Below are 21986 nucleotides of genomic sequence, written 5' to 3' on the forward strand. Positions count from 1 at the left end.
GCGAGTTAAGTCCCTCCACCCCGACAGGCCCACCTTAAGACATACAAGCGAGCTTGCTCAGAACGTCTTGGCACCGCAAGGTCCGAGGCGCCTGCATCGCGAGCAAGCTTCGCTCCTACAGAAGATAAAGGCAGTGCGTCACGCCATCAGGCGCCGTGGCACTTCTTGAATTTCTTGCTGCTGCCACATGGGCAAGGGTCGTTGCGGCCGACATCTTTCAAGGCGTTGCGCACCGGCTCCTGGTGAGCATGGTTGCAATGCGGACCGTGAACATGGCCATGGTCGTGATCGTGGTGGTCATGATCGTGGTTGCAGTCAGGGCCATGGACATGGGGTTGCTGGGTCATCGAGGTTGCTCCGGAATAAAATCGGCGGGAATTATCTCGCCTTTGCGCGCCAGGTGCACGTCATGGCCGATGAATAATCCGGTTTCCAGCAAACCGTCCAGGCGATAGGGGATCGGTTGCTGCGGTTCCTTCAGCCATTTCACCACCTGGTGTATCTGCGGCCACAGGTTGGTGCGCACGGGGACCTGGAAGTAGGCGCTGTGCTTGGGGCCGATGGTGAACCAGTGTTCATGCTCACCCTCCGCCAGCAACACGTCGCCGAGATGAACTCGGTATTCCAGGGCGCGGACGGTCAGGTCGGCATCGTTGGGGTTGTCGACCCGAAAGTGCAAGAGCAGGCGCTGCTCCAGCAAATTAGCCTTGATCACCTCGACCTTGACCAGGTGCACCTGCGGGTCGAGGGTGTCGTCGACGAACCACGAGGCGCAACCCGAAAGCGCCAGCACCGTGAGCAGTCCGAGGGTCCGTAGTGCGCGCAGCTGAACGAGCATGGGGGTTACTCCGTTTGAGCTCCCAGTCTAGCAACCATGGAGCGCACGCGAGGACAGGCTCAGGGGCGGGTATTCAGCTGGCGAAGTAGCTGGCGCAGCACTTCTTGAATTTCTGCCCGCTGGCGCAGGGGCAGGCGTCGTTGCGGCCGGCCTTGAGTTGCACGGTCGGGTCGATGAAATACCAGTGCCCACTGTTCTGCACGAAGGATGAGCGTTCGCGATGGCTGTGTTCGCCGTGGCTGTCGTGCCAGCGCGCGGTGAAAGTGACGAAGGCGTGCTCCGGCTGGCCACCGAAGACTTCCGAGCTTTCGACTTCCAGGCCCAGCCAGGTGCTTTGCGCGCTCCAGTCGCCGATGGACTGGCGGTCCAGGCCGCTCTGTTGCGCCGGCAGCGTGGTGGCCACCAGATAATCCACCAGGCCCAGCACGTAGGCGCTGTAGCGCGAGCGCATCAGGGCCTCGGCGCAGGGCGCGGGGTGGCCGGCATGGTAGTGGCCGCAGCAGGCATCCAGCAGGTTGCCGCTGCCGCAGGGACAAATAGAGGTACTCATTGCATTACCACCAGTACTTTCCGAAGTTTTCCGGATTCGCCCAGAACCTGGAATTGAGCCAGTCGGGCACTTGTTTGTATTCAAGCAGATCGTAGGTGAACAGGGTCAGGACCTGTTCGTCGCGCTGGAAACGTTCGCTGGCCTGCAGGGCCAGGGAGAAAAAGTCGGTCTCCTGCCAGCCGCAGGCATTCAGGTCGGCCAGTACCGCGATGCGGCTGGCATTGAGGTTGCGGATCCCGCCGAGCAGGTTCAGGCCGTCGCGCTTGGGCAGGTGCTCCAGGCAGTCGACCGCCAGCGCCAGGTCGAAACGGCGCGCCGCCAGTTCCGCCGGCAAGGGGCCGGGCGCGGTCTGGGCAATGACGGTTTCGGGGTGTGCCTGGCGAAACGCCTCCAGGGCCGGAAACCCGCTGGCACCGATCAGCAGCAGCTGTTGCGGGGCGTAGCGATCGAGCAGGGCGGCCAGGGCCTGCTGGGGCGTGCGCGAAGAAATACCTGCGGTCATCGAAGTTCCTCACTCTTTGAGTGGCAAAGACTAGCCTGCCCGGACCCGCGGGCCTAGAGCCGTTTTGTCTGAAATGACAGCCGATCCTGGGTAAATCCAGGGGCAAAGCCCGCCGGCCTGATGCTGGCGGAGATTTAAAGCCAGGTCTTTACTCCCCCAATCGGTTCTAAGCCGATTCCCTCAGGAGATAACTAGATGAGCATAGTTCGGACAGCATTACCCTTGGTTCTGCTAACCAGTGTGTTGACTGGTTGCGCAGGTTTGCAGAAAACCGACTGGCCGACCTGCGCCGCTGTCGGGGGCGTCGGTGGGGCCGCGTTGGGCGCGATTGAAAGCTCGTCCTGGGCAGGCTACGGCGCCTTGCTGGGGGCTGGTGTCGCGGCCGGTTATTGCTGGGTGCACGGTGATGGCGACGAAGACGGCGATGGCGTGCCGGACAGTCGCGACAAGTGCCCAGGCACGCCTAAAGGCGTGCAGGTGGACGCCAACGGTTGCCCGCCAGAGCCTGTGGCGGTGGTCGAGGAAGCGGTGGTGGTCAAGGAAGAGACCATTGTTATCCGTGATGTGCACTTCGAATTCGATTCGGCCAGGCTGACCGCTGCCGACAAGGCCAAGCTCGACACCATCGCCACACGCCTGAAGCAGGAAGCGCCAAGTGCGCAACTGCGGGTGACCGGGCACACCGACAGCGTGGGCAGCGATGCCTACAACCAGCGCCTCTCGGAAAAGCGCGCACGCTCGGTGACCGAGTACCTGATCAGCGCGGGCGTACCTCGCAGCAGTTTCGTTTCGGTCGTCGGTGCTGGCGAAAGCCAACCGGTCGCGGATAATAAGACTGCCGATGGCCGGGCGATGAACCGTCGCACGGAAATCAAAATCAACCGCTGATTGTCCGGCGTGATTGCCTGGCATGGGCGGCTTGTGCAGCCGCCCATGCGGGTCTTTACTCCTGTGTGACCGGTATGGGCCGGTGACACAGGAGCATTCATGATGAGTCTTCTCTCGCGAGCCGCCTTGCCGGTTCTACTGCTCGGCAGCCTGCTCACAGGTTGTGCTACCCACAGCGACGGCACTGCCCCCCTCAACCAGCGTACGTGGCCGGTCTGCAGCCTGCTCGGCGGCCTGGTGGGCGGCGGCCTGGGCGCCATTGAAAGCGGTGGCTGGGCTGCGGGTGGCGCGGCACTCGGCCTGGTGACCGGCGGCTTGATCTGCTACGCCCAGGATGGTGACAAGGACGATGACGGCGTGTTCGACCGCCGTGACCGTTGCCCGGATACCCCGGCCAATACCCCGGTCGACAACCGCGGCTGCCCGCTGCCGCAATACCCGGCCGCACCGGCAGCCGAGCCGGCGGCGCAGTCCGAGGTGATCACCCTCAGCGATCAGGGCGATGTGCTGTTTGCCTTCGACTCGGCGCAGCTGACCCCCGAAGCCCAAAACCAGCTGCAAGGGCTGCTGGCCAAGCTGCAGGGCGCCGACGTGCAGAGCATCAAGGTCATCGGTCACACCGACAGCCAGGGGACGGATGAATACAACCAGAAACTCTCCGAACGCCGCGCCAGCAGCGTCGTCGCCTTCCTCCTGAGCCAGGGCCTGACGCCGGACAAACTGACCAGCCAGGGCAAGGGCGAGAGCGAGCCTGTCGCCGATAATGCCACCGAAGAAGGGAGGGCGCAGAACCGCCGGGTGGAGCTGCATATTCAGCGTTGAGCAGCAGGCGCCAGGGCGGCTTGGCAGGGGGCGGCGGGAGAATTTTCGCCGCCCTCTGGCTTATTCCGCGCCGAAGTCGGTACTGTGCGCGCAAAGAAAAATTCGCAAAGGGGGGCATATGAAGGTGTTTTGGGGGCTGGGCAAGCTATTGACGCTGCTGTTCTGGTTGCTGGTGCTATTTAATCTGGTCAGCCCGCTGATCAATCCGATTCATCTGTTGCTCAATCTGGCAGGCAGCCTGTTGCTGCTGACCCACCTGATGGAGTTGCTGCTGTTCAACGGCAGCCTCAAAGGCCGCGCCCACCCTTGGCGCGATCGCCTGCAGATTCTCCTGACCGGCATTTTCCATCTGCAGACCTTCAAGGCGGCGAAGCCCGCGGAGGCCGGCCATGCGTAAGCTCTGCCTGCTCGCGGTACTGTGCAGCCCGCAGGTTTTGGCCCAGGTGGTGACAGTCGAGACCCACTCCCTGATGCGCCTGCCCAACACCACCAGCAGCCTGCGACTGGAACGCCTGGAAGTGGCCGACTACGGCACCTTGCTGATTCCGTCCACGGTCACCGAGGTCAAGGTCGGCGAGTTGCGCCTGGGGCGCGAAGCGCGGATCGCTATCGTTCCAGCTGAACAAAGCCTGCAACTGGACATCGATCATGCCGATCTGGAGGCCGGCAGCCAGATCACCTCCCGCGGGGCTCCGGGGACCTATGAGAAGGTGGCCAAGCCCGGACGTAACCTGACGCTGCGCATCACCTCGCTGCAGGCCGGGGAACTCTCGGTGGATGCGCGCGGTGGCACCGGCGCGCCGGGTTATGTCGGCCTCGATGGCGCCAACGGCGAGGAGCCGGGTTGCACCTGGGGCCAGGCCGGGCGTGGCGCCGATGGCGACAACGGCGGTGATGGCCAGCCGGGGGCGGCGGGTGCCCAGGTGCGGGTCGAACTGCCGCGGGATTATCCGGCGGAGCAGATCAAGGTCTTAGTCGATGGTGGGGCCGGCGGTGTGGCCGGTGCGGGCGGCAAACCCGGGGCCGGTGGCAAGTCCAAAGGCTGCTTCGTCTATCGTGCCGACGGTGGCAAGAGTGGCCGTCCTGGTGCCGAAGGCCATGCAGGGCCGGCAGGCCCCGCGGGTTCGGTAACCGTGCAACGCCTGTAGGCGGCCTTCGAACAGGCGCTGCTGACTCTGACGCTATCGCGGGCAAGCCTCGCTCCTACACGATGGTGCTGTCTGTAGGAGCGAGGCTTGCCCGCGATGCTTTTTCCGGTATCGGCTTTTAGAACATCGGCCGGGCCGCCGCGACCGCCACCAGCAACAGGCCGATGATCAGATTGATCCCCACCAATTTCCGAATATTGCCCAAGGTCGTGGCCCCCGTCGGCCAGTCCTCGGCCGCCACCGCCTGACGCAGCGCTGGCAGCTGCAACGACTGGATCCGGATAAACAGCGCGGTCATCACCACATACAGGCCCATCATCACCTGCACATAACGTGGCGCGGTCTCGAAGCCGCTGAAACGCAGGTGGATCAGGCCGACGCCGCTGATCGGCAACAGCACCACCGCGACCCAGACCCAGACGAAAAACCGTGGGAACACTTCTGCCCACAGCTTCAATCGCGCCGGCCCCTCAAGGGCCGCCACCGCCGCGGGGCGCAGCACCATCCAGGCGAAAAACATGCCGCCGACCCAGACCAGGGCGGCCAGGACATGCAGGGTGTAGGCAAGGGCAAAGGCTGTCATTCGGGTACTCCGTTCTGCGCGGGATGAATTAGCGGGGTATGATAGCGGCCGATCCGAACCACTGAAAATTTATCCAGCGTTTCTCGCGCCCGAAGAACCATGATCAGCAACGAACTCAAAACCACGATCCAGGGCGCCTACTCGCGTTTTCTCGAAGCCAAGAGCCTGAAACCGCGTTACGGCCAGCGCCTGATGATCGCCGAAGTGGCCAAGGTCCTGGGCGATGTCGACACCGATGACGAAGGCCGGCGCTCCGGCGACCCGGCCGTGGTGGCCGTGGAAGCGGGCACCGGTACCGGCAAGACCGTGGCCTACAGCCTGGCGGCGATCCCGACCGCCAAGGCCGCCGGCAAGCGCCTGGTGATCGCCACCGCCACCGTCGCCCTGCAGGAGCAGATCGTCTACAAGGATCTGCCCGACCTGATGCGCAACAGCGGGCTGAACTTCACCTTCTCCCTGGCCAAGGGCCGTGGCCGCTACATGTGCCTGTCCAAGCTCGACATGCTGCTGCAGGAAGGCCACGCGCAAACCGCCACCGCCCAGTTGTTCGAAGAAGAAGGCTTCAAGATCGAGGTCGACGAGGCCAGCCAGAAGCTGTTCACCAGCATGATCGAGAAGCTCGCCGGCAATAAATGGGACGGCGACCGCGACAGCTGGCCCACCACCCTGGAGGACTCTGACTGGGCGCGCCTGACCACCGATCACAGCCAGTGCACCAACCGCCATTGCCCGAACTTCGGCCAGTGCGCCTTCTACAAGGCCCGCGAAGGCATGGGCAAGGTCGACGTGATCGTCACCAACCACGACATGGTCCTGGCCGACCTGGCCCTGGGCGGTGGCGCGGTGTTGCCGGACCCGCGCGACACCCTCTATGTGTTCGACGAAGGCCACCACCTGCCGGACAAGGCCATCGGCCACTTCGCCCATTACACTCGCCTGCGCTCCACCGCCGACTGGCTGGAGCAGACCGCCAAGAACCTCACCAAACTGCTGGCCCAGCACCCGTTGCCGGGCGATCTGGGCAAGCTGATCGAGCAGGTGCCGGAGCTGGCGCGGGAGATCAAGACCCAGCAGCAGTTCATGTTCACCGCCTGCGAACAACTGGCCGACTTCAAGACCGGCGAAGACATGGAAGGCCGCGAGCGGCCGCGCCATCGTTTTGTCGGCGGGCTGATCCCCGACCATATGCGCGAAATGGGCATCGAGCTGAAAAAAGGCTTCTCGCGCCTGACCGACCTGTTCACCCGCCTGACCGACCTGCTCAAGGAAGGCATGGACGGCGAGGTCAACATTGGCATCGCCAGCAACCAGGCCGAAGAGTGGTACCCGCTGTTCGGCAGCCTGCTGTCCCGCGCTTCGGGCAACTGGGAACTGTGGACCGCCTTCACCACCGAAGACCCGGAAGACAACCCGCCGATGGCACGCTGGCTGACCCTGGCGGAAAGCGGCTCGCTGTTCGACATCGAGGTCAACGCCAGCCCGATCCTCGCCGCGGAGATGCTCCGTCGCAACCTGTGGAACGTGGCCTATGGCGCGCTCGTGACCTCCGCCACCCTGACTGCCCTGGGCTCCTTCGATCGTTTCCGCATGCGTGCCGGGCTGCCGAAAAAGGCCGTGACGGCGGTGGTGCCCAGCCCCTTCCATCACGCCGATGCCGGGGTGCTGCGGGTCCCCGACCTGCGCGCCGACCCACGGGATGCGCCGGCCCACACCGCGGCGATCATCCGCGACCTGCCGGAACTGGTGGAGGGCTCGCGGGGCACCCTGGTGCTGTTCTCGTCGCGCAAGCAGATGCAAGACGTGTTCGACGGCCTCGACCGCGACTGGCGCAAGCAGGTGTTCATTCAAGGCAACCTGTCGAAACAGGAAACTTTGAACAAGCACAAGGCGCGGGTCGATGGCGGCGATTCCAGCGTGCTGTTCGGCCTGGCCAGCTTTGCCGAGGGTGTGGACCTGCCCGGCGCTTACTGCGAGCACGTGGTGATCGCCAAGATCCCGTTCTCGGTGCCGGACGATCCGGTGGAGGCCGCGCTGGCAGAGTGGATCGAAACCAGGGGCGGCAATCCGTTCATGGAAATCTCGGTGCCGGACGCCTCGCTCAAGCTGGTCCAGGCCTGCGGTCGCCTGCTGCGTACCGAACAGGACCGCGGCACGATCACCCTGCTGGACCGGCGCCTGGTCACCCAGCGTTATGGCAAGGCTATTCTCAATGCGTTGCCGCCGTTCCGCCGGGAAATTTCCTGAGCGCGGCCGGCCTGTGGGCCGGTCGCGTTGTCCATTGCATATCCCTCTGATTGCACACAGGCCGCTCATCGGCCGTTAAGGAGCACCAGGTCCCTATGATTCGCCGTTCGTTACCCGCTGTCTTTGCTCTGTTGTTCGCCACGCCGCTGCTCGCCGCGCCCGCGGGGCAACAGACGCTGTTCAACTTTGTCCGGCCTGCCGATGTGGTGCAGGTGGCGACAGTGGATGCCAGCCTGCCGCAAGCCAACGCGGAGCAGACAGCCGAGGGCGAAGTGCTGCGCCGGGTGACCTTCAATCCGGCAATTCAACCCAGCCTGCGCCTGACCCCGCAGACCGGTGCCTGGGACTGGTCGCAGTCCGGGGTCATGAGCCTGCGGATCCAGAGTGCGATGAACTGGGCCCTGACCCTGTACGTGAAGATCCAGAGCAATGACGGCAAGACCCTGGTCAGTCGCATCGACCTGCCGGCCGGCCCGGCGCAGACCCTGCTGGTGCCGCTGGTTGCCAGTTCGCCGCTGAGCCAGGGCATGAAGGCCGGTCCGCCGATGCCGATGACCTTCGAAGGCCAGCGCGTACTGCTGGCCAGCAGCGAAGGCGAGCTGGACCGCAGCCAGGTGGTCTCGGTGACCTTGTCCATGGATCAACCGAAAGCCGCCCAGAGCATCCTGCTCGAACGTTTCGGCGTGCAGGACGGCGAGGCGGTGGCCAAGGCGGCCTACGGTGGTCTGGTGGATGCCTATGGCCAGTCGACCCGCGCCAAGTGGCCGGAAAAAATCTCCAGCGACGAGCAGCTCAAGGCCGCCGCGAGCAAGGAACAACAGCAACTGAAAACCTGGCTGGCCGAACGTGAGCGCGCCTCCCTGGACACCTTCGGTGGCTGGAGCAACGGACCGGCCTTCAAGGCCAGTGGTTTCTTCCGTACCGAGAAGCGCGATGGGCGCTGGTATCTGGTGACGCCCCAGGGGCATCCGTTCTATTCCCTGGGGGTCAATGCGGTCGCGGCGGACAACAGCCAGACCTACGTCGCCGGTCGTGAGTGGATGTTCGCGACACTGCCTAACGTCGGCGAGCCGCTGGCCGGTTATTACGGCGAAGGCGACAGCCGCGGCGGCAATGGCGCCGACCAGGGCCGCGCCTACAACGCCGGTCGCTGGTACGACTTCTATGGCGCCAATCTGCAGCGCACCTACGGCGTGCCTTGCACCCCGGGCAGCGAAACCAAGGCCGGTGTGGCGGATGCCGCCAAGGCCGACGCCCAGGAGGCCCAGGCCGGGCCGGGCACCGAGCCGCCAGCCGCGCCAGCTTGCCCTGCCGCGGCCCTGGACCAGAAACGCTGGGCCAGTCACACCCTGGATCGCCTGCAAGCCTGGGGTTTCAACACCATCGGCAACTGGAGCGCGCCGGCGCTGGGCCTGAACGACCGCGTGCCCTACACCTTGCCGCTGTCGATCGTCGGCGACTATGCAAGCATCAGCACCGGCACCGACTGGTGGGGCGGCATGCCCGATCCGTTCGATCCGCGTTTTGCCATGGCCACCGAGCGCGCCGTGGCCATTGCCGCCCGCGATCACCGCGACGATCCCTGGCTGATCGGCTACTTCGCCGACAACGAACTGGCCTGGGCCGGCCCCGGCGATGACCCCAAGTCGCGTTATGCCCTGGCATACGGCACGTTGCGCATGACCACCGATGTCCCGGCCAAGCGTGCGTTCCTCAAGCAACTGCGCGACAAGTACCGTAACCAGGAGGGCCTGTCGAAGGCCTGGGGCATCAACCTGAGCGCCTGGGAACTGATGGAGGACCCGGGGTTCGAGCCGCCTTTGCCTAGCCCGGAACATCCGGAGATTGAAGCTGACTTCAAATACTTCCAGAAGGTCTTTGCCGACACCTACTTCAAGACCATCTCCGATTCGCTGAAGTGGCACGCGCCGAATCATCTGCTGCTGGGTGGACGCTTCGCCATCAGCACCCCCGAGGCCGTGGCGTCCTGCGCCCAGTATTGCGATGTGTTGAGTTTCAACATGTACACCCTCAAGCCACAGGACGGTTACGACTTTGCCCGGCTGAACACGCTGGACAAGCCGGTCCTGATCACCGAGTTCAACTTCGGCTCCCGGGATCGCGGCCCATTCTGGGGTGGTGTGACCGAGCTGGTGCGGGAGGAGGATCGCGGCCCGGCCTATGCCCAATTCCTCAAGCAGGCGCTGAACGAGCCGTCGATTGTCGGCGTGCACTGGTTCCAGTACCTCGATCAACCGGTCACCGGCCGTCTGCTGGACGGCGAGAACGGCCATTTCGGCTTGGTGGGCATCACCGATGTGCCGTTCCAGGGGTTTGTCGACAGCGTGCGCAAGAGCAACCTGCAGGCCCTTGAGCAGTTGGGCAAGGAAGCCGGGAAGGCCAAGGCAGAGGCCGACAAGACCGCTGGTCATGCCGATGGTGGCAAGCCGGGCCATGATGGCAAGGGCGCAGGGCAGGGCGGCGGCCATGCGGGTGGTCATTCGGCGAATGGCCATTGATCGCTGAGCCAGGCCTTTAGGGTACGACTTCCCTCACGCGGGCCGGTCCGCCTCTGCTGTCACCCGTAGGGGCTGACCGGCCCGCGCTGCGTTCAATGTCCGTCGATTTTCTGAACAATTCTTCCGGTGGATCGCCACCGGGCTCGCTTCTGTTCCCAAAACCCTCAAGGGCTGGAACAATGCGCACCACTTTGTAGAGCATGGTCTGGGGGAGTCACGGGTGCAGATTCAGGGTCATTACGAGCTTAAATTCGAGGCGGTGCGCGAAGCCTTCGCGGCACTCTTCGAGGATCCCCAGGAGCGCGGCGCGGCGTTGTGCATTCAGATCGGCGGGGAAACCGTGCTCGACCTCTGGGCCGGCACCGCCGACAAGGACGGCAGCGAGGCCTGGCACAGCGATACCATCGCCAACCTGTTTTCCTGCACCAAGACCTTTACCGCGGTCACCGCCCTGCAACTGGTGGCCGAAGGCAAGTTGCAACTGGACGCGCCAGTTGCCCGGTATTGGCCTGAGTTCGCCGCGGCCGGCAAGGAAGCGATCACCCTGCGGCAGTTGCTCTGCCATCAGGCCGGGCTGCCGGCCTTGCGTGAGCTGTTGGCGCCGGAAGCGCTCTACGACTGGCAAACCATGGTCGATGCCCTCGCGGCGGAGGCTCCTTGGTGGACTCCGGGTGAAGGTCATGGTTATGCGGCCATTACCTACGGCTGGCTGGTGGGTGAGCTGCTGCGGCGGGCTGACGGGCGTGGTCCCGGCGAGTCCATCGTGGCACGGGTCGCCAGGCCGCTGGGGCTGGATTTCCATGTCGGCCTGGCGGACGAGGAGTTTTACCGCGTGGCGCACATCGCCCGGGGCAAGGGCAATGTCGGTGACGCGGCCGCGCAGCGCCTGCTGCAAGTGACCATGCGCGAACCCACGGCCATGACCACCCGGGCGTTCACCAACCCGCCGTCGATCATGACCAGTACCAACAAGCCGGAATGGCGGCGCATGCAACAGCCAGCGGCCAATGGCCATGGCAATGCCCGCAGCCTGGCCGGGTTCTACAGCGGCCTGCTCGATGGCAGCCTGCTGGAAGCGGACATGCTCGAAGAGCTGACGCGCGAACACAGCGTCGGCATGGACAAGACCCTGTTGACCCAGACCCGTTTCGGCCTGGGTTGCATGCTTGACCAGCCGCAGGTGGCCAACGCGACCTTCGGTCTCGGCCCACGCGCCTTCGGCCATCCGGGAGCGGGTGGCTCCATCGGTTTTGCCGATCCTGAGTACGATGTGGCCTTCGGTTTTGTCACCAATACCCTGGGGCCGTACGTGCTGATGGATCCAAGGGCGCAGAAGTTGGTGAGGGTTCTGTCGGATTGTCTGTAAAAAAGTTGCTGTCAGGATTTTTTTTGCCTAAACATGAGTAAAGGCATCAGAAAGGAACCCTGTGGCTTTTATACTTTCAAAGCGTCTGTTTGTACGGTTCGTAGAGACCGTAATTTTTGATCTCATTTTGTGGATATCCCATGTCGTCGAACAAGTCTTTAGCCTTGGCTCTTTGCCTCACTGTCACCGGTTGTGCACAAACTCCACAAAATGACGCAGAAGGTGGGCATTGGTGGTCCTTCGGTTCCGATAAGGCCGCCAGCAAGGAAGCGGTGCAACCGGCAGCAAAAGCAGCTGCCAACGAGGTTTCCGCGGCCAAGTCCGCCGCCACATCCACCGCCAAGTCCGCGACCGCTCCTGCAGCGGCCAAGGTCGAAAACGCAACCGCGACCGCTTCCGCCGCTGCTCCGGCCGCCAAGGCCGAGACCACCAACTGGTGGTGGCCATTCCCTTCCAAGGACACGAGCAAAGACGCAGTCAAAGAGCCAGTAGCCGACGCCAAGGCCAAGGCGGATGCCGCGACTGCGGCTCCGAAGGTCGCCAAGACCGAGACCGGCAACTGGTGGTGGCCTTTCAATCAGCAGCCCACGTCTCCGACCAAGGCAGATGTTAAAGACATCCCGATGCCGGATCCAAAAATCACCCAGGCCTGGCTGGACGACTACGAGCCGCGCCTGCGTGAAGCCATCAAGGACAGCCGCCTGCAACTGGAACGTCGCGAGAACACCCTGGTGGTGACCGCCCCGGTCGACGGTTCGTTCAACCCGGATCGCCCGGCCATGTTGCTGCCGGTCACCCTGAGCCCGTTCACCCGCGTGGCCAAGGCCGTGGGTACCGACGCCAAGACTTCCGTGCTGGTACTGGGCCATGCCGACACCACCGGTGCCGCGGCGGCCAACCAGAAGCTGAGCCGTGACCGTGCGCAGTCCGTTGCCGCGATTTTCAGCCTCACTGGCCTGAAGCGCGATCGCCTGATGCTGCGTGGCATGGGTTCGGTGATGCCTCGTGCGGCCAACGACAGCGCCGAAGGGCGTGCGCTGAACCGTCGCGTGGAAATCATCGTCACCCAGCGCAGCACCATGCTGGCCCTGCTGAGCAAGTACAACCAGCCGACTCCATCCGAGGCTGAACTGGTTGCCGTGCAGGATGTGAAACCAGTCGTTCCTGCTGCTTCCTCGAAGAAAGCCGTCGCCGCGAAGAAAGCCGCTCCGGCGAAAAAAGCCCCAGCCAAGAAGCCTGTAGCGAAGAAAGAAACCGCCAAGAAAACCACCACTGCCAAGGCTCCAGCCAAGGCAGCGACCGAACAGGCGAAGAACTGATTCATCAGGCATCGGGCAAAAGGAACCTGCAATGACCCAGGGACTGGCGGACATGCGCCGCGACTACACCCGTGACGGACTGACCGAAGCCCAGGCTCCGGTCGAGCCCTTCACGCTGTTTCACCGGTGGTTCGCGGAGGCGGTGAAAACCGAGCAGCCGCCGGTCGAGGCCAATGCGATGACCCTGGCAACCGTTGACGAAGAGGGGCGCCCCCATTGCCGCATCCTGCTGCTCAAGGGGCTGGATGCGCAGGGGTTCACCTTTTTCACCAACTACGACAGCGCCAAGGGGCAGCAACTGGCCGCACGGCCTTTTGCCGCCATGACCTTCTTCTGGCCAGCCCTGGAGCGTCAGGTGCGTATAGAAGGGCGGGTGGTCAAGGTCACCGCAGAGGAGTCCGATGCCTACTTCCAGGTCCGCCCGCTGGGCAGCCGCCTGGGTGCCTGGGCATCGCCGCAGAGCCAGGTGATCGCCGATCGCCAGGAGCTGGAAGCCTTGCTCAAGAACACCGAGGAGCGCTTCAGCGATACCCAGCCCCATTGCCCCGAGCACTGGGGTGGTTATCGCCTGTTACCGGAGCGCATCGAGTTCTGGCAAGGGCGCGCCAGCCGTTTGCACGATCGTTTGAACTACCGCCTGCAAGGTGCCGACTGGGTGCGTGAGCGCCTGGCCCCCTGAACCAGGAATCAGGTCATTCGCCGGGATAACCGGCCGCGGCGGCTTTAAGCCACCGTGGCAGGTCCCGGCGTTTTACTTTCTGGCGATGGGCATTCGCCAGTTGTTGCAGCATGAAGGATTTCTTCTTCTCGTCCCCGTCGGCCAGCGACAGCGCCAGGTCCCGGTCCATCCAGCGCTTGATCCGTACATACAGCCACCAATGGAAGTACAGGCCGGCAACGGTGGTCACGACGATGATGAAGTAATCCATGGAAAATCCTTTGGCCGGTGGCGCAACTCGGGAAATAAGCGCTACCGTGTGAAGAGTTTTTTATATTCAAGCAGTCTGTACTGCTGCTGAATGGAACACATTTTATCCGGGCGACGCCGTGACAGGCGTCAAGCTGCGGAGTTTAATGATTATCTGTCCTTTGGAGTTGATCCTATGCGTAAGTCTGTTTTGCTGGTTGCTTCCTTTTCCACGATGGCCATGTTGCTCACCGGTTGCCAATCCAATCTGTCCGGTGACTCTTACTCCCGTGACGAGGCGCGTCGCGTACAGACCGTTCGCATGGGCACCATCGAATCCCTGCGTCCGGTGAAAATCGAAGGCACCAAGACCCCGATCGGCGGCCTCGCCGGCGCAGCGGTCGGTGGCGTTGGCGGCAGCGCCATCGGCGGCGGCAAAGGCAGCATCGTGGCGGCGGTCATCGGTGCGGTGGCGGGCGGCCTGATCGGTTCCGCCACCGAGGAAGGCCTGACCCGTACCCAGGGCGTGGAAATCACCGTGCGTGAAGACGACGGCAGCATGCGTGCCTATGTACAACAAGTTGAACAAAACGAAGTGTTCCGCGTTGGCGAGCGCGTACGCATCATGAGCGTCAACGGCACCAGCCGTGTCGCCCACTAAGCGTTAACCGCGACAAGACAAAACCCCGGCCAGGCAACTGGTCGGGGTTTTGTGTTTTCAGCCCTGGCAACGCCGGCGGTTATGCCGGCAGTTGTGGGTTCTTGCGGCTAGCCGCGGCCGTCACCGCGTAGCCGATCAGGGCGGCGAAGAGCGAGCCGGTGAGGATGCCCATGCGGTCCATGCCGGCGTATTCGCTGCTGCCGGGCACAAAGGCCAGGGAACCCACGAACAGGCTCATGGTGAAGCCGATCCCGCAGAGGATCGCCACGCCCAGCACCTGGCCCCAGTTGGCGCCGCCGGGAAGGGCGGCCAGCCCCATCTTCACCGCCAGCCAGGTCAGGCCGAACACGCCGACGGTCTTGCCCAGCAGCAGGCCGATGGCGATGCCCATGGGCACATAGTGGGTGAAGCTTTCCACGGTGATGCCCTGCAGCGACAGGCCGGCATTGGCGAAGGCGAACAGCGGCAGGATGCCGTAGGCGACCCACGGATGCAGCGCATGTTCCAGGCTCAGCAGCGGCGAAGGCTCGGCATTGCGGGTGCGCAGCGGGATACAGAACGCCAGGGTCACGCCGGCCAGGGTCGCGTGGACGCCACTCTTGAGCACGCAGACCCAGAGGATCAGGCCGATGATCATATACGGCCCGAGCTTGACCACCCCCAGGCGGTTCATCGCCACCAGCGCCGCCAGGCAGGCAGCCGCGAGTACCAGCGACAGGGTCGACAGGGCGCCGGAGTAGAAAATCGCGATGACGATGATGGCGCCCAGGTCGTCGATGATCGCCAGCGTCATCAGGAACAGCTTCAGCGACACCGGAACCCGCTTGCCCAGCAGGGCCAGCACGCCGAGGGCGAAGGCGATGTCGGTGGCCATGGGGATCGCCCAGCCGCTGAGCGCCGGCGGGTTGTCCTTGTTGAGGAACCAGTAGATCAGCGCCGGTACCACCATGCCGCCGATGGCGGCGGCGCCCGGCAGGACGATCTGCGAAGGCTTGGACAGGTGGCCGTCGAGGAGCTCGCGCTTGACCTCCAGGCCTATCAGCAGGAAGAACATGGCCATCAGGCCGTCGTTGATCCACAGCAGCAAGGGCTTGGCGATTTTCAGGGCGCCGATCTGGGCGACCACGGGAGTGTCCAGCAGGCCGTTGTACAGCCAGGACAGCGGTGAGTTGTTGATGATCAGGGCAAGCACGGCAGCGGCAATCAATAACAGACCGCTGGCAGCTTCCAACTGAAAGAAACGCGTGAAAGTGCTACGCAGAGGCAAGGTCGCTCTCCATCAAAAAACCAAAAAGGTGGCACACCCTAACCCGTACTGTTAGTTGTTAAAACAAAAGTTATATTCTTTTTTGTTATATGCAGTGCGGCAGCGGCCTGCTGGAAAACCAGCCTAGCAGTTGTGTATCCAATTGATTCAAAACTGTACCTGTGAGAGACCGGGGATGTTTCCTAACATGTCCGGCCCCAGCCCGACGGGCCGGGGACTTTTGCCTGTTGCAGCGCCTGATTTTCCTTGTGCCTGGATCGCCTATGCTGGGTGCACTTCATCTTTCTGCGTCCTGTGTGGCGTTCGAGCCAACGAGAAAACACCATGAGCGACAACCGTCAGTGGGCCCGCGAGGCCATCCGGATCATCGAAGCCGACTTCCAGCGCAGCGCCGACACCCACCTGATCCCCTTGCCCCTGCCGGGCCTGCCGGGCATCGAGCTGTATTTCAAGGACGAGTCCAGCCATCCCACCGGCAGCCTCAAGCATCGCCTGGCGCGTTCGTTGTTCCTCTATGCGCTGTGTAACGGCTGGCTCAAGCCCGGGGCGCCGGTGATTGAGGCGTCCAGTGGTTCGACGGCGATTTCCGAGGCCTATTTCGCGCGCCTGCTGGGCTTGCCGTTCATTGCGGTGATGCCGGCCACCACGTCCCAGGAAAAGATCGCGCAGATCGCCTTCTACGGCGGCAAGAGCCACCTGGTGCAGGACCCGACGCAGATTTACGCCGAGTCGGAGCGCCTGGCCCGGGAGGGCGGCGGGCATTTCATGGACCAGTTCACCTATGCCGAGCGCGCCACCGACTGGCGGGCGAACAACAACATCGCCGAGTCGATCTTCCAGCAGCTGCGCTTCGAGCGTTACCCGGAGCCCAAATGGCTGATCTCCAGCCCGGGTACCGGCGGCACCACCGCCACCCTGGGGCGTTATGTGCGGTATCGCCAGCATTGCACCCGGGTACTCTGCGCCGACGCCGAGCGTTCGGTGTTCTTCGATTACTACCAGAGCGGTGATGCCAGCCTGCGCCTGGATTGCGGTTCGCGCATCGAAGGGATCGGCCGGCCACGGGTCGAGGCGTCGTTCCTGCCCAAGGTGATCGATGCCATGGTCAAGGTGCCGGATGCCCTGTCGCTGGCGGCCATGCATTACCTGGCGCAGCGCCTGGGGCGGCGGGTGGGCGGTTCCAGCGGTACCAACCTGATCGGCGCGTTGATGGCGGCGCAGCAGATGAAACAGGCCGGGGAGAGTGGCTCGATCGTCGCCATCCTGTGTGACGGTGGCGAGCGTTATGCGACCACCTATTACGATCAGGACTGGCTGGCCGCTCAGGGCTACGAATTGAGTGAGTTGATCGAGAGCGTGGCGGCGAGTGTGGAACGTGGCGAGGCGTTGCCGGCCAGCGTATTGCGCGCCGGCATCTGAGGCTGCAAGCCCGCTCCTTGGGGAGCGAGCCTGCCTGTGAAAAGGCCCCTGTAAAGGGGCCTTTTTTTACGCCTCGATCCCGAGGATGTTGCGTGCCACCGCTTCGGCGATGCGGATCCCGTCGACACCGGCCGACAGAATGCCGCCGGCATAACCGGCGCCTTCACCGGCCGGGTACAGGCCTTTCACGTTCAGGCTCTGCATCGATTCGTCGCGGGTAATGCGCAGCGGCGACGAGGTGCGGGTCTCGATCCCGGTCAGCACCGCGTCGTGCAGGGAGTAACCCTTGATCTGCCGCTCGAAGGCCGGCAGCGCTTCGCGGATCGCCTCGATGGCGAAGTCCGGCAGGGCCAGGGCCAGGTCACCCAGGGCGACGCCCGGCTTGTAGGACGGCTCGACGCTGCCCAGGGCGGTGGACGGCTTGCCGGCGATAAAGTCGCCTACCAGTTGCGCCGGGGCTTCGTAGTTGCTGCCGCCGAGCACGAAGGCGTGGGATTCCAGGCGTTCCTGCAGCTCGATACCGGCCAGCGGGCCGCCCGGGTAATCCACTTCTGGGGTGATGCCGACCACGATGCCGGAGTTGGCGTTGCGCTCGTTACGCGAGTACTGGCTCATGCCGTTGGTGACCACGCGGTTTGGCTCGGAGGTCGCCGCCACCACGGTGCCGCCCGGGCACATGCAGAAGCTGTAGACCGAACGGCCGTTCTTCGCGTGGTGCACCAGCTTGTAGTCGGCGGCGCCGAGCTTCGGGTGACCGGCGTACTTGCCCAGGCGCGCGCTGTCGATCAGCGACTGCGGGTGTTCGATGCGGAAACCCACGGAGAACGGCTTGGCCTCCATGTACACGCCACGGCCGTGGAGCATGCGGAAGGTGTCACGGGCGCTGTGGCCGAGGGCCAGGATCACGTGTTTCGAGTGAATCTGTTCGCCGCTGTTGAGCTCGACGCCGACCAGCTGGCTGTCTTCGATCAGCACGTCGGTCACTCGTTGCTCGAAACGCACTTCACCGCCCAGGGCGATGATCTGCTGGCGCATGTTCTCGACCACGCCGGTCAGGCGGAAGGTGCCGATGTGCGGCTTGCTGACGTAGAGGATCTCTTCCGGCGCGCCGGCCTTGACGAACTCGTGCAGGACCTTGCGGCCGTGGTGTTTCGGGTCCTTGATCTGGCTGTACAGCTTGCCGTCGGAGAAGGTCCCCGCGCCGCCTTCGCCGAATTGCACGTTGGATTCCGGGTTGAGCACGCTTTTGCGCCACAGGCCCCAGGTGTCCTTGGTGCGCTGGCGCACTTCCTTGCCGCGCTCGAGGATGATCGGCTTGAAACCCATCTGCGCCAGCAGCAGGCCGGCGAAAATCCCGCAGGGGCCGAAACCGACCACGATCGGGCGCTGTTCCAGGTCGGCGGGCGCCTGGCCGACGACCTTGTAGCTGACATCCGGCGCCGGGTTGACGTTACGGTCGTCGGCGAACTTGTGCAGCAGCCTGGCCTCGTCGCGCACGTTCAGATCGAGGGTGTAGATGAAGCACAGCTCGGACGACTTCTTGCGCGCGTCGTAGCTGCGCTTGAACAGGGTGAAGTCGAGCAGGTCCTCGCTGGCGATGCCCAGGCGCTGCAGGATGGCAGGGCGCAGGTCTTCATCGGGATGGTCGATCGGCAGCTTGAGTTCGGTGATTCGTAACATGACAGGGTCCGGTTCGCGGGACGCACCAATGCGTCAGGGCGGTTTTACAAACCGGCGATTATAAGCCGCAAAGCCCGGACCCCGTGAGGTTAAAACGGTTGCCCGTCGCCTCAGTCGCTGCGCGAGCCGCCGAAATAGGCGCAACCGCGCTGGACCTGGCCATCGACCCGCAGTTCCGCCGTCAGGTGCTGCACGCTGCCGGTCTTGCTGTCCACGCAGCGCTGCGGCGCGACCCAGAGTTCGACGTGGCGGTTGTTGGCTTCGCTGCTGAGGTTGAAACGGCCGTCGCCCAGTTGCTCTTCCAGGTAGGGCAGCGCCAGCGCCGGCTGGCCGGCGCGTTCGATGCGCATGCCCTTGGCGCTGACGTCGACGTTCCAGTCCGGGGCCTTGCCACTGGCCCGCAGGATCAGGCGCGGGAAGTCGGGATCGCTGCAGGCGTCGTTCGAGCGTTCGACGCGATACAGCTGGCTCAGCGCCACTTCACTGTCGGCGCCGCCGGACTTGCTCGGGGAAAAGTGCCCTCGCAGGTCGGCGAACAGCGTGCCCTGCTGGTCGGCCAGGCTGGCGGCTTCCTGGAGGATGCTGGTACCGCCGTTGTCCTTGACCACATAACGCTGCTCGCCGACGCAGGGCTTGAACAGCAACTGGCCGTCGGCGGCGGTCAGCGTGCCCTGCATGCGGGTCTGGCCGGCCTGGGACTGCGTCCGGGACTGGCCATCAAACACCGACAGCATCTGGCAACCGGCAAACAGGGGGAGCAGGGCAATACAAACAAGGGAACGGGCGGCACGCATCGTCGGGTCTCCAATCAAGTGCCGCCACGTTACGCAGCCTGACCGTTCATCACAACCCTGGATCCACTCATGTCTCTGTAGGAGCCAGGCTTGCCGGCGATCCAGGCGCTGCGGTATGCCGGGTGCAGCGTTATCGCGAGCAAGCTTCGCTCCTGCAGAGGCATGTGGGTCAACCGACGATATAGGTCTGGCCAGTCTGCAGGCCTTCCACGCTCTTGGCGTAGGCCAGCGCCACGTCGGCGCCGGGAACCGGTTTGTAGCCACGGAAGTACGGGGCGTAGCTGTCCATGGCTTCTTCCAGCACGGTTGGGCTCACCGAGTTCACCCGCAGGCCGCGTGGCAGTTCGATGGCGGCGGCGCGGACGAAGCCGTCGATGGCGCCGTTGACCAGGGCCGCCGAGGCGCCACTGCGGATCGGGTCGCGGTTGAGGATGCCGGAGGTGAAGGTGAACGAGGCGCCGTCGTTGGCGAACTCGCGGCCGATCAGCAGCAGGTTGACCTGGCCCATCAGCTTGTCCTGCAGGCCCAGGGCGAAGTGCTGGGCGCTCATCTCGCCCAGCGGCGCGAAGGTGACATTGCCCGCGGCGCAGATCAGTGCGTCGAATGTGCCGGTTTGCTCGAAGAGTGCGCGGATCGAGGCGCTGTCGCTGATATCCACCTGGAAATCACCGCTGTTGCGGCCGATGCGGATGATTTCATGGCGTTGCGACAGCTCTTTGTCGACGGCCGAACCAATGGTGCCGTTGGCGCCGATCAGAAGGATTTTCATGGGGTGGTTCCTCGCGTGGGTTGAACGAGGTTGCAGTCTAGTGCTGGTTTTTCTTGTTGATTAGCGCGCTAATTGGCAACCTTTGGTTTTCAAATGGAAACAATCCATGAGCGAGATGGATGACTTGGCGGCGTTCGCTGTGCTGATCGAGGCCGGCAGTTTCACCCTGGCCGCCCAGCAACTGGGGTGCAGCAAGGGGCAATTGTCCAAGCGCATCAGCGCCCTGGAGGCGCAGTTCGCGGTGGTGTTGTTGCAGCGCACCACACGGCGCTTGAGCCTGACCGCGGCGGGCGCCGCCTTGTTGCCCCAGGCCCAGGCGCTGCTGGTTCAGGTCGAGCGGGCGCGCCAGGCGCTGGCGCGGCTCAAGGACGACATGGCCGGGCCGGTGCGGCTGACGGTGCCGGTGTCCCTGGGCGAGACCTTCTTCGAAGGCCTGCTGCTGGAGTTTTCCCGGCAGTACCCCGAGGTGCAGATCGAGCTGGAGCTGAACAACAACTATCGCGATCTGTCCCGGGACGGTTTCGACCTGGCGATCCGTTCGGAAGTGGCCAATGACCAACGACTGGTGGCCAGGCCGCTGCTGGCCTGGCACGAGATGACCTGCGCCAGCCCGGCTTACCTGGAACAGTATGGCGAGCCACAGGCGCCCAGGGACCTGGCCGAACATCGCTGCCTGCTCAACAGCCATTACAGCGGCCGTGAGGAGTGGCTCTATCACCAGCAGCACGAACTGTTTCGAGTACGGGTTTCGGGACCTTTCGCCAGCAATCACTACAACCTGCTGAAAAAGGCCGCGCTGGTGGGGGCGGGAATCGCCCGGCTACCGTCCTACCTGCTGCAGGCGGAACTGGCCGACGGGCGTTTGCGCGGGCTGCTGCGCGATTACCAGACCCGCAGCATGCCGATGTATCTGGTGCATCCGTATCAGGGCGGGTTGCCCAAGCGCACCCAGGTCCTGGCGGATTACTTGATCGGCTGGTTCAAGCGCAGTGGCGAAGCGCTGGATCGCCTTTGACTTGACGGTTTGCGCCTCCTGTAGCCGCTGCCGCAGGCTGCGATAAGGCCGAAGGCCTTCAGCGATCTCAAAACCTTGCGTCCCCTTCGGGGCCGATCGCAGCCTGCGGCAGCGGCTACAGCGGCTACAGCGGCTACAGCGGCTACAGCGGCTACAGCGGCTACAGCGGCTACAGCGCTACAGCGGCGGCTCAGCGATAGCGGCGGGCGATCAGGTGGTCGATGGACAGCTTGCCGGGGCCGCGGGCCATCAGGTACAGCAGGACCGCCGCCCAGGTGCCGTGGGTCGGGTAGGCGTCGGGGTAGACGAACAGCTGGATGGTCAGGGTCATGCCCAGCAGCGCCAGCGCCGAGAAGCGCGTGGCGAAACCGACCAGGAGCAGCAGCGGGAACAGATGCTCGGCGAATGCCGCCAGGTGTGCGGCCAGTTCAGGGGAGAGCAGCGGTACCTGGTACTCGCTCTGGAACAGCGGAATGGTCGAGTCGGCCAGGCGCGGCATGCCGAGCTCGAACGTCCCGGAGAACAGGTCGATGGCCAGGCCCTCGATTTTGGTCTGGCCGGACTTCCAGAACACCGCGGCAATGGAGAAGCGCGCGATAAAGGCGATCAGGCTGTGGGGAATGCTTCCCAGCAGTTGGATGAGCCGGTTCACCCCATGGGTGAGCGGGTGGTGATTGGTGCAGTGGGTGTGCATG

23 protein-coding genes are annotated in these 21986 nt (G+C 64.0%); 12 read left to right on the forward strand and 11 right to left on the reverse strand.

What is annotated here, in order from left to right:
- Positions 1 to 146 precede the first annotated feature (146 nt).
- The 4 genes from J4E58_RS27580 to J4E58_RS27595 form a co-directional block, all read right to left on the reverse strand.
- On the reverse strand, positions 147 to 347 hold the full coding sequence (locus J4E58_RS27580) for an SEC-C metal-binding domain-containing protein (protein ID WP_007923047.1): 201 nt from the start codon (positions 345 to 347) through the stop codon (positions 147 to 149).
- A complete protein-coding gene (locus tag J4E58_RS27585) occupies positions 344 to 838 on the reverse strand; it encodes an LEA type 2 family protein (protein WP_087089243.1) in 495 nt (164 codons plus the stop codon). The genes J4E58_RS27580 and J4E58_RS27585 overlap by 4 nt, the downstream gene beginning before the upstream one ends.
- 73 nt (positions 839 to 911) lie before the next feature.
- Positions 912 to 1388: a YchJ family protein gene (locus J4E58_RS27590; protein WP_009042467.1), complete on the reverse strand. Its 477-nt coding sequence runs from the start codon at positions 1386 to 1388 to the stop codon at positions 912 to 914.
- 4 nt (positions 1389 to 1392) lie between these two features.
- On the reverse strand, positions 1393 to 1890 hold the full coding sequence (locus tag J4E58_RS27595; RefSeq protein WP_007923053.1) for a DUF6231 family protein: 498 nt from the start codon (positions 1888 to 1890) through the stop codon (positions 1393 to 1395).
- A gap of 195 nt (positions 1891 to 2085) precedes the next feature.
- On the opposite strand from J4E58_RS27595, the gene J4E58_RS27600 reads away from it, so the two are divergent.
- The 4 genes from J4E58_RS27600 (at position 2086) to J4E58_RS27615 (ending at position 4748) form a co-directional block, all read left to right on the forward strand.
- Positions 2086 to 2778, forward strand: a complete 693-nt coding sequence (locus tag J4E58_RS27600) for an OmpA family protein (RefSeq protein WP_007923054.1) — start codon at positions 2086 to 2088, stop codon at positions 2776 to 2778.
- Between the two features lie 102 nt (positions 2779 to 2880).
- The gene (locus J4E58_RS27605; protein WP_053259850.1) at positions 2881 to 3600 is read left to right on the forward strand and encodes an OmpA family protein; all 720 of its coding nucleotides are present in this window, start codon (positions 2881 to 2883) and stop codon (positions 3598 to 3600) included.
- A gap of 118 nt (positions 3601 to 3718) precedes the next feature.
- Entirely contained in the window at positions 3719 to 3997 is a 279-nt protein-coding gene (locus J4E58_RS27610) for a DUF1145 domain-containing protein (protein WP_007923058.1), read from the forward strand.
- The gene (locus J4E58_RS27615; protein WP_087089241.1) at positions 3990 to 4748 is read left to right on the forward strand and encodes a hypothetical protein; all 759 of its coding nucleotides are present in this window, start codon (positions 3990 to 3992) and stop codon (positions 4746 to 4748) included. Before J4E58_RS27610 ends, J4E58_RS27615 begins: the two co-directional genes overlap by 8 nt.
- Before the next feature lie 118 nt (positions 4749 to 4866).
- Here J4E58_RS27615 and J4E58_RS27620 read toward each other — a convergent pair whose 3' ends face one another.
- A complete protein-coding gene (locus J4E58_RS27620) occupies positions 4867 to 5331 on the reverse strand; it encodes a CopD family protein (protein WP_087089239.1) in 465 nt (154 codons plus the stop codon).
- A gap of 99 nt (positions 5332 to 5430) precedes the next feature.
- Between J4E58_RS27620 and dinG the strand changes: the two genes are divergently transcribed.
- From dinG to pdxH, 5 genes are all read left to right on the forward strand, one after another.
- Entirely contained in the window at positions 5431 to 7575 is a 2145-nt protein-coding gene (gene dinG / locus J4E58_RS27625) for an ATP-dependent DNA helicase DinG (RefSeq protein WP_087089237.1), read from the forward strand.
- A 95-nt stretch (positions 7576 to 7670) separates the two neighbouring features.
- Positions 7671 to 10094: a beta-galactosidase gene (locus J4E58_RS27630; protein ID WP_087089235.1), complete on the forward strand. Its 2424-nt coding sequence runs from the start codon at positions 7671 to 7673 to the stop codon at positions 10092 to 10094.
- A gap of 220 nt (positions 10095 to 10314) precedes the next feature.
- Positions 10315 to 11460 carry an EstA family serine hydrolase gene (locus J4E58_RS27635; RefSeq protein ID WP_009042473.1) on the forward strand — a complete coding sequence of 382 codons (1146 nt, stop codon included), beginning with the start codon at positions 10315 to 10317 and terminating at the stop codon, positions 11458 to 11460.
- A 140-nt stretch (positions 11461 to 11600) separates the two neighbouring features.
- Entirely contained in the window at positions 11601 to 12779 is a 1179-nt protein-coding gene (locus J4E58_RS27640) for an OmpA family protein (RefSeq protein WP_087089233.1), read from the forward strand.
- Positions 12780 to 12810: 31 nt separating this feature from the next.
- The gene (gene pdxH, locus J4E58_RS27645) at positions 12811 to 13458 is read left to right on the forward strand and encodes a pyridoxamine 5'-phosphate oxidase (protein WP_007923081.1); all 648 of its coding nucleotides are present in this window, start codon (positions 12811 to 12813) and stop codon (positions 13456 to 13458) included.
- 13 nt (positions 13459 to 13471) lie between these two features.
- Here the strand turns inward: pdxH and J4E58_RS27650 are convergent, their stop codons facing one another.
- Complete coding sequence (locus J4E58_RS27650; protein ID WP_087089231.1) at positions 13472 to 13708, reverse strand: hypothetical protein; 237 nt, start codon at positions 13706 to 13708, stop codon at positions 13472 to 13474.
- 174 nt (positions 13709 to 13882) lie between these two features.
- Here J4E58_RS27650 and J4E58_RS27655 point away from each other — a divergent pair, with 174 nt between their 5' ends.
- Complete coding sequence (locus tag J4E58_RS27655; protein WP_007923357.1) at positions 13883 to 14347, forward strand: glycine zipper 2TM domain-containing protein; 465 nt, start codon at positions 13883 to 13885, stop codon at positions 14345 to 14347.
- A 79-nt stretch (positions 14348 to 14426) separates the two neighbouring features.
- On the opposite strand, the gene nhaA is transcribed toward J4E58_RS27655, so the two are convergent.
- On the reverse strand, positions 14427 to 15614 hold the full coding sequence (nhaA, locus tag J4E58_RS27660; RefSeq protein WP_087089228.1) for a Na+/H+ antiporter NhaA: 1188 nt from the start codon (positions 15612 to 15614) through the stop codon (positions 14427 to 14429).
- 324 nt (positions 15615 to 15938) lie between these two features.
- On the opposite strand from nhaA, the gene J4E58_RS27665 reads away from it, so the two are divergent.
- Entirely contained in the window at positions 15939 to 17033 is a 1095-nt protein-coding gene (locus J4E58_RS27665; protein ID WP_087089226.1) for a PLP-dependent cysteine synthase family protein, read from the forward strand.
- 66 nt (positions 17034 to 17099) lie between these two features.
- Here J4E58_RS27665 and J4E58_RS27670 read toward each other — a convergent pair whose 3' ends face one another.
- From J4E58_RS27670 to J4E58_RS27680, 3 genes are all read right to left on the reverse strand, one after another.
- A complete protein-coding gene (locus J4E58_RS27670) occupies positions 17100 to 18713 on the reverse strand; it encodes an NAD(P)/FAD-dependent oxidoreductase (RefSeq protein ID WP_087089224.1) in 1614 nt (537 codons plus the stop codon).
- 110 nt (positions 18714 to 18823) lie between these two features.
- On the reverse strand, positions 18824 to 19507 hold the full coding sequence (locus tag J4E58_RS27675; RefSeq protein ID WP_009042479.1) for a COG3650 family protein: 684 nt from the start codon (positions 19505 to 19507) through the stop codon (positions 18824 to 18826).
- Positions 19508 to 19676: 169 nt separating this feature from the next.
- The gene (locus tag J4E58_RS27680; protein ID WP_007923343.1) at positions 19677 to 20276 is read right to left on the reverse strand and encodes a short chain dehydrogenase; all 600 of its coding nucleotides are present in this window, start codon (positions 20274 to 20276) and stop codon (positions 19677 to 19679) included.
- A gap of 106 nt (positions 20277 to 20382) precedes the next feature.
- Here J4E58_RS27680 and J4E58_RS27685 point away from each other — a divergent pair, with 106 nt between their 5' ends.
- Positions 20383 to 21291 (forward strand): LysR family transcriptional regulator, encoded by a 909-nt coding sequence (locus tag J4E58_RS27685; protein ID WP_085530004.1) that lies wholly within the window; start codon positions 20383 to 20385, stop codon positions 21289 to 21291.
- Between the two features lie 190 nt (positions 21292 to 21481).
- Here J4E58_RS27685 and J4E58_RS27690 read toward each other — a convergent pair whose 3' ends face one another.
- Positions 21482 to 21985, reverse strand: a complete 504-nt coding sequence (locus J4E58_RS27690; protein ID WP_087089222.1) for a DoxX family protein — start codon at positions 21983 to 21985, stop codon at positions 21482 to 21484.
- Between the last annotated feature and the right edge of the window lies 1 nt (position 21986).

Source organism: Pseudomonas sp. FW305-25, from assembly GCF_017351415.1.
In the GTDB taxonomy this organism is placed as follows: Bacteria; Pseudomonadota; Gammaproteobacteria; order Pseudomonadales; family Pseudomonadaceae; genus Aquipseudomonas; species Aquipseudomonas chlororaphis.

What these genes read in the sequence shown, in the direction of transcription:
- J4E58_RS27580 (WP_007923047.1), bottom strand. Translation starts at nt 347, where the DNA reads ATGACCCAGCAACCCCATGTCCATGGCCCTGACTGCAACCACGATCAT.
- J4E58_RS27585 (WP_087089243.1), bottom strand. Translation starts at nt 838, where the DNA reads ATGCTCGTTCAGCTGCGCGCACTACGGACCCTCGGACTGCTCACGGTG.
- J4E58_RS27590 (WP_009042467.1), bottom strand. Translation starts at nt 1,388, where the DNA reads ATGAGTACCTCTATTTGTCCCTGCGGCAGCGGCAACCTGCTGGATGCC.
- J4E58_RS27595 (WP_007923053.1), bottom strand. Translation starts at nt 1,890, where the DNA reads ATGACCGCAGGTATTTCTTCGCGCACGCCCCAGCAGGCCCTGGCCGCC.
- J4E58_RS27600 (WP_007923054.1), top strand. Translation starts at nt 2,086, where the DNA reads ATGAGCATAGTTCGGACAGCATTACCCTTGGTTCTGCTAACCAGTGTG.
- J4E58_RS27605 (WP_053259850.1), top strand. Translation starts at nt 2,881, where the DNA reads ATGAGTCTTCTCTCGCGAGCCGCCTTGCCGGTTCTACTGCTCGGCAGC.
- J4E58_RS27610 (WP_007923058.1), top strand. Translation starts at nt 3,719, where the DNA reads ATGAAGGTGTTTTGGGGGCTGGGCAAGCTATTGACGCTGCTGTTCTGG.
- J4E58_RS27615 (WP_087089241.1), top strand. Translation starts at nt 3,990, where the DNA reads ATGCGTAAGCTCTGCCTGCTCGCGGTACTGTGCAGCCCGCAGGTTTTG.
- J4E58_RS27620 (WP_087089239.1), bottom strand. Translation starts at nt 5,331, where the DNA reads ATGACAGCCTTTGCCCTTGCCTACACCCTGCATGTCCTGGCCGCCCTG.
- dinG (WP_087089237.1), top strand. Translation starts at nt 5,431, where the DNA reads ATGATCAGCAACGAACTCAAAACCACGATCCAGGGCGCCTACTCGCGT.
- J4E58_RS27630 (WP_087089235.1), top strand. Translation starts at nt 7,671, where the DNA reads ATGATTCGCCGTTCGTTACCCGCTGTCTTTGCTCTGTTGTTCGCCACG.
- J4E58_RS27640 (WP_087089233.1), top strand. Translation starts at nt 11,601, where the DNA reads ATGTCGTCGAACAAGTCTTTAGCCTTGGCTCTTTGCCTCACTGTCACC.
- pdxH (WP_007923081.1), top strand. Translation starts at nt 12,811, where the DNA reads ATGACCCAGGGACTGGCGGACATGCGCCGCGACTACACCCGTGACGGA.
- J4E58_RS27650 (WP_087089231.1), bottom strand. Translation starts at nt 13,708, where the DNA reads ATGGATTACTTCATCATCGTCGTGACCACCGTTGCCGGCCTGTACTTC.
- J4E58_RS27655 (WP_007923357.1), top strand. Translation starts at nt 13,883, where the DNA reads ATGCGTAAGTCTGTTTTGCTGGTTGCTTCCTTTTCCACGATGGCCATG.
- J4E58_RS27665 (WP_087089226.1), top strand. Translation starts at nt 15,939, where the DNA reads ATGAGCGACAACCGTCAGTGGGCCCGCGAGGCCATCCGGATCATCGAA.
- J4E58_RS27670 (WP_087089224.1), bottom strand. Translation starts at nt 18,713, where the DNA reads ATGTTACGAATCACCGAACTCAAGCTGCCGATCGACCATCCCGATGAA.
- J4E58_RS27675 (WP_009042479.1), bottom strand. Translation starts at nt 19,507, where the DNA reads ATGCGTGCCGCCCGTTCCCTTGTTTGTATTGCCCTGCTCCCCCTGTTT.
- J4E58_RS27680 (WP_007923343.1), bottom strand. Translation starts at nt 20,276, where the DNA reads ATGAAAATCCTTCTGATCGGCGCCAACGGCACCATTGGTTCGGCCGTC.
- J4E58_RS27685 (WP_085530004.1), top strand. Translation starts at nt 20,383, where the DNA reads ATGAGCGAGATGGATGACTTGGCGGCGTTCGCTGTGCTGATCGAGGCC.
- J4E58_RS27690 (WP_087089222.1), bottom strand. Translation starts at nt 21,985, where the DNA reads ATGCACACCCACTGCACCAATCACCACCCGCTCACCCATGGGGTGAAC.